Below are 17,084 nucleotides of genomic sequence, written 5' to 3' on the forward strand. Positions count from 1 at the left end.
AGACAACGACACCATGAAGCAGATCATTCTGGTCGCCGCAGCCTGCGCGGCCGCCGCCTTTGCCATGCCGGCCAGCGCCGCCTATCCCGACAAACCCATCCGCCTGGTCGTGCCCTTCCCGCCCGGGCAGGCCACGGACATCTTTGCGCGCGCGCTGGCGGAAAAGCTCGCCCAGAAGCTGGGCCAGCCGCTGGTGGTGGAGAACAAGGCCGGGGCCGGCAGCAACATCGGCAGCGAGCAGGTGGTGCGCAGCCCGGCCGACGGCTACACGCTGCTCGTGGCCGGCAGTGCCATGGCCGTGAACCAGACGCTGTACAAGAAGGTGAATTTCGACCCGCGCACCGACCTGGTGGGCATCACGCTGATCGCCAAGGTGCCGCTGGTGTTCCTGGCGCACCCGGGTGCGGGCATCCAATCCATGAAAGATCTGGTGGCCAAGGCGCGTGCCGAGCCGGGCCGCTGGAACTACGCCAGCGCCGGCATCGGCGGCACCCAGCACCTGAGCGCCGAGATGGTCAAGGCGCGCGCCAAGATACAGATAGAGCACATCCCCTACAAGGGCAGCGGCCCCGCGCAGGCGGACTTCGTGGGCGGCCAGGTGCCGCTGATGGTGGATTCGGTGACGGCCGCCCTGCCCAATATCCAGGCGGGCAAGGCGGTGCCGCTGGGCGTGACGTCCAGCGCCCGCTCCAGCCAGCTGCCCGAGGTGCCGGCCATTGCCGAATCGGGCCTGCCCGAGTTCCGGGGCTTCGAGGCCGTGGGCTGGCTGGGCCTGATGGCGCCCAGGGGCACGCCGCAGGAAGTGATCGACCGGCTCAACCGCGAGGCCGTGGCCATCCTGCGCAGCCCCGAGATGCGCAAGTTCATCAGTGACCGTGGCTCGGAAGCCGCGCCCACCACGCCCCGCGAGATGGATGCCTTCGTGGCCTCGGAGATCACGCAGTGGGGCCAGGCCGTGCGGCAGTCGGGCGCCTCGGTGGATTGAGGCAGGCGCCCCCCGGAGCGCGTGGGGGCGCCCGCTGCGGCCGGTCAGGCCAGCTTGGCCTTGAGCAGCTCGTTGACCTGCGCCGGGTTGGCCTTGCCCTTGGAGGCCTTCATGACCTGGCCAACCAGGGCGTTGAAGGCCTTGTCCTTGCCTGCGCGGTACTGCTCCACGTTGGCCGGGTTGGCGGCGATCACCTCGTCGATGATCTTCTCCATGGCGCCCGTGTCGTTCATCTGCTTGAGGCCCTTGGCCTCAATGATGGCATCGACATCGCTGCCTTCACCGCTCCACAGCGCCTCGAAGACCTGCTTGGCGGCGTTGTTGGAGATGGTGCCGTCGCCGATGCGCTGGATCAGCGCGGCCAGCTGGGCGCTGGAGACCTTGGCGGCCTCCATGCCGATTTCCTCGGTGTTCAGGCGGCGCGAGATCTCGCCCATGATCCAGTTGCTGGCCAGCTTGGGCGCATTGCAGGCCCGGGCCGTGTCCTCGAAGTAGGCGGCCATGGCCTGGCTTTGCGTCAGCGTGGTGGCGTCGTACTCGGGCAGGGCGTACTGCTCGACAAAGCGCGCGGCCATGGCGCGCGGCAGCTCGGGCATGTCGGCCCTGACCTGTTCCACCCACTCGGGCGCGACCACCAGCGGCGGCAGGTCCGGGTCGGGGAAGTAGCGGTAGTCGGCCGCGTCTTCCTTGGTGCGCATGGAACGCGTCTCGCCCGTGTCGGGGTCGAACAGCACGGTGGCCTGCTGGATGCGGCGGCCGTCCTCGATTTCCTCGATTTGCCAGCGGATCTCGTAGTCGATGGCCAGCTGCATGTTCTTGAAGCTGTTGAGGTTCTTGATCTCGCGGCGCGTGCCCAGCGGCTGGCCGGGCTTGCGCACGGAGACGTTGGCGTCGCAGCGAAAGCTCCCTTCCTGCATGTTGCCGTCGCAGATGCCGATCCAGGTCACGATCTGGTGCAGCGTCTTGGCGTAGGCCACGGCTTCTTCCGTGCTGCGGATGTCGGGCTCGGTCACGATCTCCAGCAGCGGCGTGCCGGCGCGGTTCAGATCGATGCCCGACTGGCCGATGAAGTCCTCGTGCAGCGACTTGCCGGCATCTTCCTCCAGGTGGGCGCGCACTAGGCGGATGGTCTTCTTCTCGTCGCCGAGGAAGAAGGACACCTCGCCGCCCTGGACCACGGGAATCTCGAACTGCGAGATCTGGTAGCCCTTGGGCAGGTCGGGGTAGAAGTAGTTCTTGCGCGCGAAGATGCTGCGCGGCGCAATGTGCGAGCCCAGCGCCAGGCCGAGCCGGATGGCGCACTCGACGGCCTTTTTGTTCATCACCGGCAGCGTGCCGGGCAGCGCCATGTCCACGGCGCAGGCCTGGGTGTTGGGCTCGGCGCCGAAGGCGGTGCTGGCGCGGCTGAAGATCTTGGACTGGGTGGCCAGCTGGGCGTGGGTCTCGAAGCCGATGACGACTTCATAGCCCTGGATGAGTTTCGCGGTCATGGGGGATCAGATGCCCTTCGGAGCTTGAAGGTGAAAGTCGGTGGCCTGCTGGAAGCGGTGGGCGGCGTTGAGCAACTGGCCTTCCTTGAAGTAGTTGCCGATCAGCTGCAGGCCCACGGGCATGCCGGCCTCGCCAAAGCCTGCGGGCACGCTCATGCCGGGCAGGCCGGCCAGCGATGCGGGCAGCGTGAAGATGTCGGCCAGGTAGTTGGCCAGCGGGTCGCTCTTTCCGCCCAGCTGCCAGGCCACGGTGGGCGCGGCGGGGCCGGCGATCACGTCGCACTGCTGGAAGGCGGCCTGGAAGTCGTCGGCGATCATGCGGCGGATCTTCTGCGCCTGCAGGTAGTAGGCGTCGTAGTAGCCCTCGGACAGCACATAGGCGCCGATCATGATGCGGCGCTTGACCTCGTCGCCAAAGCCCTGGGCACGGGTCTTCTTGTACATGTCCACCAGGTCCGTGTAGTCCTTGGCGCGGTGGCCGAACTTCACGCCATCGAAGCGCGACAGGTTGGACGATGCCTCGGCTGGGGCCAGGATGTAGTACACGGGAATCGACAGCTCGGTGCGCGGCAGCGAGATCGGCACCAGGCGGGCGCCCAGCTTCTCGTATTCCTTGAGCGCGCCATCCACGGCGGCGCGCACGTCGGCCGACAGGCCTTCGCCGAAGAACTCGGCGGGGATGCCGATGCGCAGACCTTCGATGCCGTCGTTCAGGCGGGCCGTGAAGTCCTCGGCGGGCACGTCCAGGCTGGTGGAGTCGCGGTCCAGGTCGGGGCCGCACATCTCGGACAGCAGCAGGGCGCAGTCCTCGGCGCTCTTGCCCATGGGACCGGCCTGGTCCAGACTGGAGGCGAAGGCGATCATGCCGTAGCGGCTGGCGCGGCCATAGGTGGGCTTGATGCCCGTGATGCCGCAAAACGATGCGGGCTGGCGGATGGAGCCGCCCGTGTCGGTGCCGGTGACGGCGGGCGCCAGGCCGGCGGCCACGGCCACGGCCGAGCCGCCCGAGGAGCCGCCGGGCACGCGGTCCGTGTTCCAGGGGTTGCGCACGGGCGCAGGGGCATCGAAGCCCACGGGCGCGATGGCCGAGTTCTCGTTGGCCGAGCCCATGGCGAATTCATCGCAGTTGAGCTTGCCCAGCGTCACGGCGCCGGCCTCGGCCAGGCGCGTCACCACGGTGGCGTCGAAGGGCGAGCGGTAGCCGGCCAGCATCTTGCTGGAGGCCGTGGTCGGGAAATCGCGCGTGACGAAGATGTCCTTGTGCGCAATGGGCACGCCAGCCAGGCGGCCGCCCTTGCCCTGGGCAATCAGGGCGTCGGCAGCGCGGGCCTGGGCCAGTGTGGCCTCTTCGTCGATGCTGACGAAGGCGCCCAGGTTCTGGTGCGCCTGGGCGCGGGCCAGGAAATGCTGGGCGGCTTCGACGGCGCCGAGCTTGCGCTCGCGCAGCAGGGCCGACAGGGCCGACACGCCGAGCGTGTGCAGATCAGTGGTTTGCTGGGTCATGTATGGGGTGCGGAAAACGGGGACGGATGCCAGTGACGAGGGCGCGCGGCGCTTACTCGATCACCTTGGGGACCAGGAACAGGCCACGCTCGACGGCCGGTGCGCTGCGCTGGTTGGCGTCGCGCTGGTCGGGCTCGCTGGCAATGTCCTCGCGCAGACGCAGGGCAATGTCCTGGATGGCGGCGACCGGATGTGACAGCGGGCTGACGCCTGAAGTATCCACAGCCTGCATCTTCTCCACGATGCCGAAAAAATCATTGAGCTGGCCTAGCATGCGCTCACTCTCGGTGGAGGAGAGCTCAAGTCGTGCTAGGTTCGCGATGCGTGCGATGTCTTGTGCGTTCAGTGCCATAGGATTTTTGAAGGGGGCAACGGGATGTAAACCCGTATTTCAAGCCCCGGCAGTAGAAGTTATTCACAGGGGATACGGTATTATCTCGGCTTTGCCGCAATACCCTCTCCGAGCCGGTCATTGTGCGAAAAGCCAACCCCATCCAGACTCCCTAACTTTCATCCCGGCGATGGCAGGCCGACGAGCATGCCGTGCCTGAGAGGACTCTCGTAATGTTCGGAGCTTTCCGTCGGTATTTCTCCACCGACCTTGCCATTGATCTTGGCACAGCCAACACCCTGATTTTCGCCCGCGACAAGGGCATTGTTCTGGACGAACCCTCCGTTGTCGCGATCCGTCACGAAGGCGGGCCGCACGGCAAGAAGGTGATCCAGGCGGTTGGCCGCGAGGCCAAGGCCATGCTGGGCAAGGTGCCCGGCAACATCGAGGCCATCCGCCCGATGAAGGACGGCGTGATTGCCGACTTCGTCATCACGGAGCAGATGATCAAGCAGTTCATCAAGATGGTGCATCCGCGCTCGGTGCTCACGCCCAGCCCGCGCATCATCATCTGCGTGCCCTGCGGCTCCACCCAGGTCGAGCGCCGCGCCATCAAGGACGCGGCCGAGGCGGCAGGCGCCACCTCCGTCTACCTGATCGAGGAACCCATGGCCGCCGGCATCGGCGCCGGCCTGCCGGTGTCCGAGGCTTCGGGCTCCATGGTGGTGGACATCGGTGGCGGCACCACCGAAGTCGGCGTGATCTCGCTGGGCGGCATGGTCTACAAGGGCTCCGTGCGCGTGGGCGGCGACAAGTTCGACGAAGCCATTATCAGCTACATCCGCCGCAACTACGGCATGCTGATCGGCGAGCCCACGGCCGAGTCCATCAAGAAGAACATCGGCTCGGCCTTCCCCGGCTCCGAAGTCAAGGAGATGGAAGTCAAGGGCCGCAACCTCTCCGAAGGCGTGCCGCGCAGCTTCACCATCTCGTCCAACGAGGTGCTGGAAGCCCTGACCGATCCGCTCAACCAGATCGTCAGCGCCGTCAAGAACGCGCTGGAGCAGACACCGCCCGAGCTGGGCGCCGACATTGCCGAGCGCGGCATGATGCTCACCGGCGGCGGCGCGCTGCTGCGTGACCTGGATCGCCTGCTGGCCGAAGAAACCGGCCTGCCCGTGCTGGTGGCCGAAGAGCCGCTGACCTGCGTGGTGCGCGGCTGCGGCATGGCGCTGGAGACCATGGACCGCCAGGGCAGCATCTTCACCAGCGACTGATGCGGCGCAGGCCGGGGCCCGTTGTCGCGGGCCCGGGGCCGCAGCCGTCTGACTGCAACGACTTTTCTCCCCCTTCCGTGGTGACCTGCATGCTTGCCCTGCCTTCCTTCGCACCGGGACCGGCCCGTGCTTTCCAGGCTGCAGCAAGTGCGGCAGGGCAGGCCCTGCCACGCGGGAGGGCCGCATGAACCCCAATACCCTGGACCACTCGGCGCCCTCGCTGTTCAAGCGGCGGCCCTCGCGGGTCTCGCAACTGGCCCTGTACAGCGCCCTGGCGCTGTTCCTGATGGTGGCCGACGCGCGTTTCAGGATCACCGATCCCGTGCGCGTGGCCGTGGCCACCGTGCTGTACCCCGTGCAATGGGTGATGCTCAAGCCGGTGCAGGCCGTGCACGACGCCAGCCGCTACCTGGGCTCGCTGGACGATGCCCAGGCCCGCGAACAGGCCGCGCGCAAGGAACTGGTGGCCATGGCCCAGCGTGCATCGCTGGCCGACGAGCTGATCCAGGAAAACGACCACCTGCGCGAGCTGCTGCAGCTGCGCGATCGCCTCACCACGCCCGGCACCGCTGCCGAGGTGGTCTACGACAGCCCCGACCTCTATACGCGCCGCGTGGTCATCGACCGCGGCCAGGTGGATGGCATCGACCAGGGCTCGCCCGTGCTCGATGAAAAAGGCGTGGTCGGCCAGGTCACGCGCGTGTATCCGCTGCGTGCCGAGGTCACCCTGCTCATCGACCGCGACCAGGCCATTCCCGTCTTCAACCCGCGCACCGGCGCGCGCAGCGTGGCCTATGGCGATCCGTCGCCGCTGCGCACCGGCGGCATCGAACTGCGCTTCATGCCCAGCAACGCCGATGTCCAGGAAGGCGACCTGCTGACCACCAGCGGTGTCGATGGCCTGTACCCGCCGGGCCTGCCCGTGGCCAAGGTGGTCTCGGTGGAGCGCCGCGCCGACTCGGCCTTCTCGCGCATCTACTGCGAGCCCGTGGGCCGTGTCCAGGGCGTGCGCCACGTGGTGGTGCTCAAGCCGCTGGACCGCGCCACCCATCCCGAGGCCGAAGGCGCCGCCGAACCCCTGCGCGCCGGCAAGGGCAAGGAAAAAGACAAGGGCAAGGAAAAAGACAAGGCCAAGGACGGCAAGGGCAAGGAAGCCTCCAAGGACGGCGGCAAGGCCGGCAAGACAGATGCACCGGCCACGCCTGCAGCACCCGCTGCTCCCGCCTCCGCCAGGAAGGAGCCCGCATGATCATGCCGCGCGGCCAGCAGCTGCTGCTGCCGGTCAACCCCCTGTTCATCGTCGTCAGCCTGCTGGCGGCGCTGGCACTCAACATGCTGCCGCTGGGCCGCCAGGCCTGGCAGCCGGACCTGCTGATGGTGCTGCTGGCCTTCTGGGCGCTGAACCAACCCCAGCGCGTGGGCATGGGCGTGGCCTTTTTGCTGGGCCTGTGCATGGATGTGGACCGCTCCTCCCTGCTGGGCCAGCATGCGCTGGCCTATGCGCTGCTGGTGTTCGCGGCCGGCGCCATGGGCCGGCGCCTGTCCTGGTTCTCCACGCCCGTGCAGGCCCTGCACCTGCTGCCCCTGTTCGCCGTGGTGCATGGCCTGCAGGTGCTGCTGCGCATGGTGGCCGGCGGCATCGTGCCCGGCCCGCTGGTGGTGGTGGCTCCCTTGATCGAGGCCCTGCTGTGGCCCCTGGTCAGCGGCCTGCTGCTGGCGCCGCAGCGCCGCCCCCCCGACAGCGACGAGAACCGTCCTCTGTGAGGCTTGACGCGTGATGGAAATCCGCAATACAGAAGCCGAGCTGCAGCGATTCAGGTTGCGCGCATGGGTGATGAGCGTGGTGGTGCTGCTGGCCTTCGGGCTGGTGGTGGCGCGGCTGCTGGTGCTGCAGGTGCAGCGCCATGAGGAGCTGGCCGAGCGCGCCGAAAGCAATCGCACGGCTGTGGTGCCCATCGTGCCCAACCGGGGCCAGATCCTGGACCGCAACGGGGTGGTGCTGGCCACCAACTACTCGGCCTATACGCTGGAGATCATGCCCTCGCGCGCGGGCAACCTTGAAGAGACCATCGACGGCCTGGCCGAGATCGTCGAGATCACGCCACGCGACCGGCGCAAGTTCAAGCGCCTGGTGGATGATTCCCGCAGCTTCGACTCCCTGCCCATCCGCACGCGCCTGACCGATGACGAGGTCGCGCGCTTCGCCGCGCAGCGCTACCGCTTCCCGGGCGTGGACATCAAGGCGCGGCTGTTCCGCACCTACCCCATGCAGGACACGGCCAGCCACGTCATCGGCTACATAGGCCGCATCAACCAGCGCGAGAAAGAGGCGCTGGAAGACTCCGACGATGCCGCCAACTACCGGGGCACCGACGTCATCGGCAAGCTGGGCGTGGAGCAGAGCTACGAAACCGACCTGCACGGCCAGACCGGCTGGGAAGAGATGGAAACCTCGGCCGGCGGCCATGCCGTGCGCAAGCTCGGCAGCCGCCCCGCCACGCCCGGCGACAGCCTGGTGCTGTCGCTGGACATCAAGCTGCAGCGCATGGTGGAGGAGCTGTACGGCGACCGCCGTGGCGCCCTGGTGGCCATCGATCCGCGCAGCGGCGAGCTGCTGGCCATGGTCAGCCGCCCGACCTTCGACCTGAATCTCTTCGTCGATGGCATCGACCAGGAAAGCTGGGCCGCGCTCAACGAATCCATCAACCGCCCGCTGCTCAACCGCGCGCTGCGGGGCACCTATCCGCCGGGCTCCACCTACAAGCCCTTCATGGCGATTGCCGCGCTGGAGTCGGGCAAGCGCCGCCCCGACACCACCATCATGGACAACGGCAGCTGGACCTTCGGCGGCCACACCTTCCGCTCGGGCCACCCCAACGGGCCGACCAATCTGCGCCGCTCCATCATCAAGTCGTCCAACGTGTACTACTACATGCTGGCCAACGACATGGGCGTGGACATGATCCACGACTACATGAAGCCGCTGGGCTTCGGCCAGATCACCGGCATCGACGTGCGCGGCGAGGCGCGCGGCGTGCTGCCCAGCACCGAGTGGAAGCGCAACACCTACAAGCGGCCCGAGCAGAAGAAGTGGTACGCGGGCGAGACCATCTCGCTGGGCATCGGCCAGGGCTACAACAACTTCACCATCCTGCAGCTGGCCAACGCCATGTCCACGCTGGCGGCCAAGGGCGTCAAGCACCGGCCCCACCTGGCCGTGGGCCGTGTCGATGCCGTGACGCAGCAGTTCTCGGCCATCAACAAGGACCCCGGCACCAGCATGGGCTACAAGCCCGAGAACGTGGAAGCCGTGCGCGCCGCCGTGGCCGCCGTGACGGTGGAGGGCACCTCGCGCGGCATCTTCGGCAACGCGCCCTACACCTCCACCGGCAAGACCGGCACGGCCCAGGCCGTGGGCGTGCGCCAGAACGAGAAGTACAACGCCTCGCGCCTGTCCGAGTTCCAGCGCGACCACTCGCTGTACATCGCCTACGCGCCGGCCGACAACCCCACCATCGCCGTCGCGGTCATCGTGGAGAATGCCGGCTTTGGCGCCGCCGCCGCCGCGCCGCTGGCGCGCCGCGTGTTCGACTACTGGCTGCTGGGCCGCTACCCCAGCCTGGAGGACATGGCCGCTATGCGCAAGGGCCAGGCCGGCGTGCCCATAGGCGCCCCGCGCCGCGTCTCCGAAATCACGCTGGACGCAGAAACCGTGAACCTGCCCGGCCTGCCGCGCTACGAGCCGCCCGAGGCATCGGCGCCCGTGGCATCCAACCGCGCTGCCGCGCTGCCGCCGCCGTCTGCTGGCGAGCTGGAGGATTGAGAAAGCAAAAGAGCCGGCATTGCCGGCTCTTTGTTTTCTTGAGCAGCCTGCGTGCGCAGGCCCAGGCCTCAATGCCCCATGCGCCCGATGAACGCCGCGATCCGCTCGCTGGCCGGGTTGCCGAAGAACTCGGCCGGTGGGGCCTCGTGGGCGATGCAGCCCTGGTCGAAGAACATCACGCGGTCGGCGACCTCGCGGGCGAAGCCCATTTCGTGGGTGACCACGATCATGGTCATGCCGCCGCGTGCCAGCTCGCGCATCACGTCCAGCACTTCCTGGACCATCTCCGGGTCCAGCGCGCTGGTGGGCTCGTCGAACAGCATCACCTGCGGCTCCATGGCCAGGGCGCGGGCAATGGCCACGCGCTGCTGCTGGCCGCCCGACAGCTGCCATGGGTACTTGTGGGCGTGGGCCTGCATGCCCACGCGCTCCAGCAGAGCCATGGCCTTGGCATTGGCCTGGGCGCGCGGCGTTTTGTGGATGCGGCGCGGCGCCAGGGTCACGTTGTCCAGCACCGTCATGTGGCCGAACAGGTTGAACTGCTGGAACACCATGCCCACTTCGCAGCGCTGCTTTTGCAGCGTGGCTTCGTTGTCGGTGACTTCGACGCCATCGATGGTGATGCGCCCGCCATCATGCGGCTCCAGCCGGTTGATGGCGCGCAGCAGCGTGGACTTGCCCGAGCCCGAGGCGCCGATGATCACCGTCACCTCGCCCGTGCAGAACTGCGTGGAAACGCCCTTGAGCACCTGGTGGCTGCCGAAGGACTTGGTGACCTTCTCGGCCACGATGTAGGGCATGCCCCGTGCCAGCTTGTCGGCGCTCATTTGTGGCGGCCCTCCACGTCGAAGCGGTACTCCACGGCAGCCGTGACCTGGGTCACCAGCGTGGTCAGCACCAGGTAGGTCACGCCCACGGTGACCAGAGTCTCCACGGGCTGGAAGGTGGCCGACTGGATGCGGTTGCCCACATTGGTCAGCTCCACCACGCCGATGGCGTACGCCAGCGACGAATCCTTGAGCAGGGCCACGAAGTTGCTCACCAGCGGCGGCAGCGAGATCTTGAAGGCCTGCGGGAACACCACGTCCATGAAGACGCAGATGCGCGGCAGGCCCAGGGCGCGTGCGGCCTCGGCCTGGCCGCGCGGCACGGCCTGCAGGCCGGCACGCACGGCTTCGGCGTTGTAGGCGCCCACGTTCAGCGCCAGTGCAATGCAGGCGGCTGCGAAGTCGGGCAGGTTCAGGCCCGGGATCAGCACCGGCAGCGCGAAGTAGATGAACAGGATCTGCACCAGCAGCGGCGTGCCGCGGATCGCCCAGACATAAAAGCCCGCGGCCCAGCGCAGGGCGGCCGTGCGCGAGGTGCGCGCCAGCGCGGCGGCGATGCCCAGCACCAGGCCGGCGGCGCCGCTGACCAGCGTCAGGTACAGCGTGGTGCGCGCGCCTTCGGCGAAGGTGTCGGCATTGGAGCCTATGGGCTCGGGCAGCAGGGACAGCAACTGCCCCAGCAGCGAAACCACGAGCACCATCAGCAGCAGGGCCGTGACCAGGGTGGCGTTGCTGCGCTGCGAGCGGCTCCAGTGGGCGGGCCAGAGGACGGTAAGCATAGGTGGGCTAGAAACAAAAAGGCGCCCTGCAAGTGGGCGCCGGTCGGGCAGATCTGCCCGGGGCCTCAGTCAGGGCAGCGGATGTCTTCGTGGAAGTATTTCTGCGACAGCTTGGCGTAGCTGCCGTCGGCCAGGGCTTCCTTGAAGGCCTTGTTCCAGGCATCGGCCAGCGACTTGTTGTCCTTGGCCACGGCGGCGGCAATGCGCTCGACCAGCAGCAACTCGCCCTGCTTGAGCTGGGCATTGGGGTTCTTCTGCTGCAGTTCCTTGGCAATGAAGCGTTCGGTCACCCAGGCATCCACCCGCTTGGACAGCAGCGCATTGCGGGCGGCCTCGTTGGTGGGGAAGTTGACCAGGCGCTTGATGCCGGGCAGGTTCTTCTCCATGTACTGCATATAGGTGGTGCCGGTCTGCACCGACACCGTCTTGCCCGCCAGGTCCTTGCCCGAGCGGATGGCCGGGTCCAGCGACATCACGATGGCGCCAGAGCAGTAGTGGGGCTGGGTAAAGGTCACGGCCTTCTCGCGCTCGGGCGTGATGCCGTGCGAGGAAATCACCAGATCCCAGCGGTCCTGCTGCAGGCCGGTGAGCAGGGCGTCGAAGCTGATGGTCTTCCACTCGTACTTCACGCCCATCTTGGCGGCCATCATCTGGGCCAGCTCGACTTCGAAGCCGGTCAGCTGCTTGCCCTCGAAATGGGCGAAGGGCGCGTAGTAGCCCTCGGTGGCCAGGCGCAACGTGCCTTCCTTCTGGATGGCGTCGAAGGGGCGGGCCTGAACGCCGGTGGCGGTCCACAGGGCCAGCGCGGCGGCGGCGATGACGGTAAAGCGTTTCATGGAACTCCTGGGCTGTCGCTCAAGACCTGACCCCGGCGCCGCAGCATGAAGAAAGCGCCAAGGCACGCATCAGTGCATGGGCCATGGACGGCGGGGCCGGTTTTTTGCGGCTGGTCGGGTACGGCCGCTGGCAGGGGTGCGACATGCACCAGCCGCCGCAGCTCAAGGCGAAAAGTCGGCAATTATAGAAGGTTGCCGTCGCCAACGCCGATGGCAGGTGTTGCGAACGCCGCTGGCCCGTGCTCAGGCGATGAAGGCGTCGTAGCCGGTCTTGAGGATCAGCAGGCTCACCACGCCGATGAAAATGCCGCGCACAAAGCCCGTTCCATGGCGCAGGGCCATGTGCGTGCCCAGCATGGCGCCCAGCACATTGGCCACCGCCATGGGCACGGCCAGGTGCCACCAGATATGGCCCTTGAGCGCGAACAGCGCCAGCGCAGCCAGGTTGGTGGCCATGTTCAGCAGCTTGGCCGAGGCCGATGCGTTCAGGAAGTCATAGCCCATCAGCCGCACGAACAGGAACACGAAGAAGCTGCCCGTGCCGGGGCCGAAGAAACCGTCATAGAAGCCAATCACCAGGCCGATGGCGCAGGCGATCAGCGTCTCGGCGCGGCCCGAATAGTGCGGAGTGTGGTGGCGGCCCATGTCCTTGCGCGCCAGCGTGTAGACCAGCACGCCCAGCAGCACCAGCGGCAGCAGCCGGCGCAGGAAATCGGGGGAGATCTGCGTGACGGCCCAGGCGCCCGCAAAAGAGCCCGCCATGCCCACGCAGGCCGCCGGCATCATCGCGCGCCAGGGCAACTGCACCTTGCGTCCGTACTGCCAGGTGGACATGGCCGTGCCCCAGACCGAGGCGCTCTTGTTGGTGCCCAGCAGCGTGGCGGGCGGTGCGGTGGGAAAGGTGGCGAACAGCGCGGGCAGCAGGATGAGGCCCCCGCCGCCCACGATGGCGTCCACGAAGCCGGCCAGCATCGAGGCCAGCGAGACGATGATCCATTCCATAGGGCGGCGATTGTCGCACCGCCCAGGTGCCGCAGCAGGCTGGCCGCAGGCATAAAAAAAGCGCCGGACTTGCCGGCGCTCTGGGAAATGCATCTTGAGATGCTATTTATGAATGTTGATCTGGTTGTGTACGAGTTGTCTCCTCGGCCCCTCTTGTGCAGCACTGTGGTGCCGCGAGAGTGGGTGGACTTTAATGGCCGCACCTGGGTGGTGCATCGGGGATTTCCCGCAGTTACCGCAAAAGTGCGGGATTGCACCAGCAAAGGGCTGGAGCGATGATTGTCGGTTGCCGGACGTTCAGCGCATGCGCAGCACCAGCTTGCCGAAAGCACCCCGCTCCAGATGCTTCAGGGCTGTCGGCAGATCGGCCAGCGCGTATTCGCTGTCGATCACAGGTTGCAGCTTCAGCCAGTCCACGGCACGCACCAGATCCTGCAGCGCACGCCGGTGTGCCACGCCGATGCCCTGAACGGTGGCGCGCCCCAGCAGCAGCGGATAGACCGAGCCGCGCAGCTCATCGCCCTGCAGATTGCCGATCACCGACACGCGACCGCCCTGTGCCAGGGCTGATAGCGAGCGGCCGAAGTTATCCCCTCCGGCCAGTTCCAGCACATGGTCGGCACCACGCCCTCCCGTGAGGGCGCGCACTTCGGCGGCCCAGTCGGGCGTGCGGTGGCGGTGGATGCCGTGGTCTGCACCCAGCTGCGCAGCCCGCGCCAGCTTGTCGTCGCTGCCCGAAACCACCACCACGCGCGCACCCTGGGCATGGGCAATCTGCATGGCGAACAGTGCCACGCCGCCCGTGCCCATGATGACCACCGTGTCGCCGGGCCGCGTCGGCGCGGACTCGGCCAGCGCGAACCAGGCGGTTGCGCCCGCGCACGTCAGGGTGCTGGCCTGCGCAAAGTCCAGCTGAAGGGGCGCGGCGACCAGGTTGTCTTCGCCCAGCACCACGTATTCCGACAGCATGCCCGGCCCGGGCGAGCCCAGCGGCAGGCTGGTGCGCGGCTGCACGCCGTCCTGCCAGCCGGCGAAGAATGTGCTGATCACGGCGTCGCCAACCGCGAACTCAGCGACACCCGGGCCGAGGGCGACCACCTCGCCAGCCATGTCCGAGCCGGGCACCAGGGGCAGGGCCGGCACCATGCCCATGCCATCGCGCAGGATCATCAGATCGCGGTAGTTCAGCGATGCCGCATGCACGCGCACCAGCACCTGGCCCTGCCCGGGCTCGGGAATGGGGACTTGCACCAGCTGCAGGTTTTCATGGCCCAGGGCGGGCAGTTGCCATTGCTGCATGAATGGGGAAGACGCAGGCACGGTCATGGAAGGCGGTCCTTTCGAGGCAGATATCAAACAGGACTTCAGTCTATTGATTCCTTCATAATTGCATTGATTCAATTGAGGCTATGGTTTGTAGAATTTATGGAACCAATTGCAAATGACAGGCTGGCAGGCGTCAGCGCTTTCGTCGCCTCGGCCGAGGCCGGCAGCTTCGCCCAGGCGGCCGAGCGCCTGGGCCTTACGCGCTCGGCTGTTGGCAAGGCCGTGGCGCGGCTGGAAGAGCGCCTGGGCGCGCGGCTGTTCGTGCGCACCACGCGCAGCCTGGGGCTGACCGAGGACGGCCAGATGTTCTACGAGCGCTGCGCGCAGGCGCTGGAGGATCTGGATGCCGCCCGGCACATGCTGGAAGCCGGGCGGCGGGAAGTGGTGGGCCGGCTGCGCATCAGCGCACCCGTGGTCTTCGGCCGCCACCACGTGGCTCCCTTGCTGCTGGAGCTGGCGCAGCTGCATCCGCGCCTGCGCATCGAGGCCAGCTTCACCGACCGCCAGCTGGACTTCGCCGATGACGGCATCGACCTGGCCATACGCAGCGGGGAACTGTCTGACAGCGACTGGCTGGTTGCGCGGCCCCTTGGCATGCAAACCATGGTGCTGTGCGCATCACCCGCCTATCTGCAGGCCCATGGCGCGCCGCGCAGCGTGGCCGACCTGGCCGGGCATCGCTGTATTGCCTATATGCGCAGCGGCCGCGCCGCCCCCTGGAGGCTGGCAGGTGAGGATGGATCGCTGGCCGCGCCCGTGCTGGAGCCGGCGCTGGGCTTTGACGACATAGAAACCATTGCCACGGCCACGTTGCAGGGCGCGGGCCTGGCCCACATGCCGCTGTGGCGGGTGCGCAGTGCGCTGGACAGCGGGGCGCTGGTGCGCCTGCTGCCCGACGTGCCGGCCGCGCGCATTCCCCTGCATGTGCTGTGGCCGCGCACGCGCTTTCTGCCCTACCGGCTGCGCGTGACCATCGATGCGCTGCTGGCGGCGATTCCGCCGCTGCTGCAGGAGCAGTCCTAGGCGGCCAGCGCAACGGCCGGTTCCGTGCTCTCCCGTGCGGTCTCCTGGCCCTGTCCCTGCCGGTCCGCAAGAATCCAGCCGGCGGCCTTCTCCGCCATCATCAGCGTGGGGCTGTTGGTATTGCCGCTGGTGATGCGCGGCATGGCGCCTGCATCGATCACGCGCAGTCCCTGTACGCCGCGCACGCGCAGGCGGCTGTCCAGCACGGCCATGGGGTCGTCGGCGCGGCCCATCTTCGTGGTTCCCACGGGGTGGAAGATGGTGGTGGCGATGTCGCCGGCCAGGCGCGCCAGATCCTCGTCGCTCTGGTACTGCACGCCGGGCTTCCATTCCTCGGGGGCGAAGCGCGCCAGTGCGCTCTGGCCGACGATGCGGCGCGTCACGCGCAGGCTGTCGGCGGCCACCTGCCGGTCCTCGGGTGTGGACAGGTAGTGCGGCGCAATGGCCGGCGCCTGGCGGAAGTCCCCGCTGTGGATGCGCACCGTGCCCCGGCTCGTGGGATTGAGGTTGCAGACGCTGGCCGTGAAGGCCGGAAAACCGTGCAGCGGCTCACCGAAGGCGTCCAGCGACAGCGGCTGCACGTGGTACTGGATATTGGGGTGCTCCTGCTGCGGGCTGCTGCGCGTGAAGGCCCCCAGCTGGGAGGGCGCCATGCTCATCGGCCCGCTGCGGCGCAGCAGGTATTCCAGGCCGATGCCGGCCTTGCCCCACAGCGAATTGGCCATGGTGTTCAGCGTGCGCGCGCCCTTGATCTTGTAGACCGAGCGGATCTGCAGATGGTCCTGCAGGTTCTCGCCCACGCCGGGCAGGTCGTGGCGCACGGCAATCCCGTGGTTCTGCAGCAGCGCGCCCGGGCCGATGCCCGACAGCTGCAGGATCTGCGGGGAGTTGACGGCGCCCGCGCACAGCAGCACCTCCTGGCTTGCCTGCACGTTGACCATTTCCGAGCCGGTCCAGACCTGGGCGCCGCTGCAGCGCAGGCCGCCGGCGGGCAGCTGTTCAAACAGCAGCTGGCTGACCTGGGCATGGGTCCACAGCTCGAAGTTGGGGCGGCCATAGCAGGTGGGCCGCAGGAAGGCCTTGGCGGTGTTCCAGCGCAGGCCGCCCTTTTGGTTGACCTCGAAGTAGCCCACCCCCTCGTTGCTGCCGCCGTTGAAGTCCTCGGTGGCCGGAATGCCGGCCTGCTGCGCGGCTTCGGCAAAGGCGTCCAGGATGTCCCAGCGCAGGCGCTGCCGCTCCACGCGCCATTCGGCGCTGCCGCCTGTGCCCGTGCCGCCGTGCAGGGCACGAAAGCCCGCATCGGCGTTGCCGCCGGCATCAAGCCGCCAATGGCTTTCATGCTGGCGGAAGGCCGGCAGCACCTGGTCCCAGCGCCAGGCGTCGTCCCCGGTCAGCTCGGCCCAGCCGTCGTAGTCGCGGGCCTGGCCGCGCATGTAGATCATGCCGTTGATGCTGGAGCAGCCGCCCAACGTCTTGCCGCGCGGATAGCGCAGGCTGCGGCCGTTGAGCCCTGCGTCGGGCTCGGTCTGGTAGAGCCAGTCGGTGCGCGGATTGCCGATGCAGTACAGGTAGCCCACGGGGATGTGGATCCAGTAGTAGTCGTCCTTGGCGCCTGCCTCGATCAGCAGCACGCGGCTGCGGCCATCGCGCGAAAGCCTGTTGGCCAGGAGGGCGCCCGCCGTGCCGGCGCCGATGACGATGTAGTCGAAGGTGGTGTTGCTCATGGAGATGGGCGGGCGTCCGCTGCGGGCCGGAACGTCCTTGGGAGCCGGGGTTGGTGCTTCGGCCCATTGTGCGGACGGCATGAGCACTGTCGAGAGGGAAAGCGCGCTGGACTCCTTTTTTTGCAGCATCGCATGCAGCAGTCATGGCTGTCGCGCTG

At 67.7% G+C, this 17,084-nt stretch carries 15 protein-coding genes; 6 read left to right on the top strand and 9 right to left on the bottom strand.

The features are described 5' to 3' along the window. Positions 1-13: 13 nt before the first annotated feature. The gene (locus tag KDK82_RS25510) at positions 14-985 is read left to right on the top strand and encodes a tripartite tricarboxylate transporter substrate binding protein (protein WP_088166589.1); all 972 of its coding nucleotides are present in this window, start codon (positions 14-16) and stop codon (positions 983-985) included. 44 nt (positions 986-1,029) lie between these two features. Here KDK82_RS25510 and gatB read toward each other — a convergent pair whose 3' ends face one another. From gatB to gatC, 3 genes are read right to left on the bottom strand one after another with little or no spacing between them, the layout of a single operon-like run. Further along, entirely contained in the window at positions 1,030-2,475 is a 1,446-nt protein-coding gene (gene gatB, locus KDK82_RS25515) for an Asp-tRNA(Asn)/Glu-tRNA(Gln) amidotransferase subunit GatB (protein ID WP_012202290.1), read from the bottom strand. A gap of 6 nt (positions 2,476-2,481) precedes the next feature. Further along, positions 2,482-3,978 (bottom strand): Asp-tRNA(Asn)/Glu-tRNA(Gln) amidotransferase subunit GatA, encoded by a 1,497-nt coding sequence (gatA, locus tag KDK82_RS25520; RefSeq protein WP_043821862.1) that lies wholly within the window; start codon positions 3,976-3,978, stop codon positions 2,482-2,484. A gap of 52 nt (positions 3,979-4,030) precedes the next feature. Further along, the gene (gene gatC / locus KDK82_RS25525) at positions 4,031-4,330 is read right to left on the bottom strand and encodes an Asp-tRNA(Asn)/Glu-tRNA(Gln) amidotransferase subunit GatC (RefSeq protein ID WP_012202292.1); all 300 of its coding nucleotides are present in this window, start codon (positions 4,328-4,330) and stop codon (positions 4,031-4,033) included. Positions 4,331-4,542: 212 nt separating this feature from the next. Between gatC and KDK82_RS25530 the strand changes: the two genes are divergently transcribed. The 4 genes from KDK82_RS25530 to mrdA all read left to right on the top strand — a co-directional run bounded on the left by KDK82_RS25530 (position 4,543) and on the right by mrdA (position 9,409). Further along, positions 4,543-5,586 (top strand): rod shape-determining protein, encoded by a 1,044-nt coding sequence (locus KDK82_RS25530; RefSeq protein ID WP_012202293.1) that lies wholly within the window; start codon positions 4,543-4,545, stop codon positions 5,584-5,586. Positions 5,587-5,770: 184 nt separating this feature from the next. After that, positions 5,771-6,835, top strand: a complete 1,065-nt coding sequence (gene mreC / locus KDK82_RS25535; RefSeq protein ID WP_088166590.1) for a rod shape-determining protein MreC — start codon at positions 5,771-5,773, stop codon at positions 6,833-6,835. After that, on the top strand, positions 6,832-7,350 hold the full coding sequence (gene mreD / locus KDK82_RS25540) for a rod shape-determining protein MreD (RefSeq protein ID WP_013800223.1): 519 nt from the start codon (positions 6,832-6,834) through the stop codon (positions 7,348-7,350). The genes mreC and mreD overlap by 4 nt, the downstream gene beginning before the upstream one ends. Before the next feature lie 13 nt (positions 7,351-7,363). Continuing rightward, positions 7,364-9,409, top strand: a complete 2,046-nt coding sequence (gene mrdA, locus KDK82_RS25545) for a penicillin-binding protein 2 (RefSeq protein ID WP_088166591.1) — start codon at positions 7,364-7,366, stop codon at positions 9,407-9,409. A gap of 68 nt (positions 9,410-9,477) precedes the next feature. Here the strand turns inward: mrdA and KDK82_RS25550 are convergent, their stop codons facing one another. From KDK82_RS25550 to KDK82_RS25570, 5 genes are all read right to left on the bottom strand, one after another. Further along, complete coding sequence (locus tag KDK82_RS25550) at positions 9,478-10,236, bottom strand: amino acid ABC transporter ATP-binding protein (RefSeq protein WP_012202297.1); 759 nt, start codon at positions 10,234-10,236, stop codon at positions 9,478-9,480. Continuing rightward, positions 10,233-11,015, bottom strand: a complete 783-nt coding sequence (locus KDK82_RS25555; RefSeq protein ID WP_012202298.1) for an amino acid ABC transporter permease — start codon at positions 11,013-11,015, stop codon at positions 10,233-10,235. The genes KDK82_RS25550 and KDK82_RS25555 overlap by 4 nt, the downstream gene beginning before the upstream one ends. 65 nt (positions 11,016-11,080) lie before the next feature. Beyond that, entirely contained in the window at positions 11,081-11,851 is a 771-nt protein-coding gene (locus tag KDK82_RS25560) for an ABC transporter substrate-binding protein (protein WP_088166592.1), read from the bottom strand. A 243-nt stretch (positions 11,852-12,094) separates the two neighbouring features. Next, on the bottom strand, positions 12,095-12,853 hold the full coding sequence (locus KDK82_RS25565) for a TSUP family transporter (protein ID WP_013800226.1): 759 nt from the start codon (positions 12,851-12,853) through the stop codon (positions 12,095-12,097). Between the two features lie 297 nt (positions 12,854-13,150). Continuing rightward, a complete protein-coding gene (locus KDK82_RS25570; protein ID WP_256974555.1) occupies positions 13,151-14,179 on the bottom strand; it encodes an NAD(P)-dependent alcohol dehydrogenase in 1,029 nt (342 codons plus the stop codon). Between the two features lie 99 nt (positions 14,180-14,278). Between KDK82_RS25570 and KDK82_RS25575 the strand changes: the two genes are divergently transcribed. Continuing rightward, positions 14,279-15,202, top strand: a complete 924-nt coding sequence (locus tag KDK82_RS25575; protein ID WP_088166594.1) for a LysR family transcriptional regulator — start codon at positions 14,279-14,281, stop codon at positions 15,200-15,202. On the opposite strand, the gene KDK82_RS25580 is transcribed toward KDK82_RS25575, so the two are convergent. Beyond that, on the bottom strand, positions 15,199-16,926 hold the full coding sequence (locus KDK82_RS25580) for a GMC family oxidoreductase (RefSeq protein ID WP_088166595.1): 1,728 nt from the start codon (positions 16,924-16,926) through the stop codon (positions 15,199-15,201). The genes KDK82_RS25575 and KDK82_RS25580 overlap by 4 nt on opposite strands. Between the last annotated feature and the right edge of the window lie 158 nt (positions 16,927-17,084).

It is taken from the genome of Delftia sp. K82 (genome assembly GCF_002193035.1).
Classification (GTDB): domain Bacteria; phylum Pseudomonadota; class Gammaproteobacteria; order Burkholderiales; family Burkholderiaceae_C; genus Comamonas; species Comamonas acidovorans.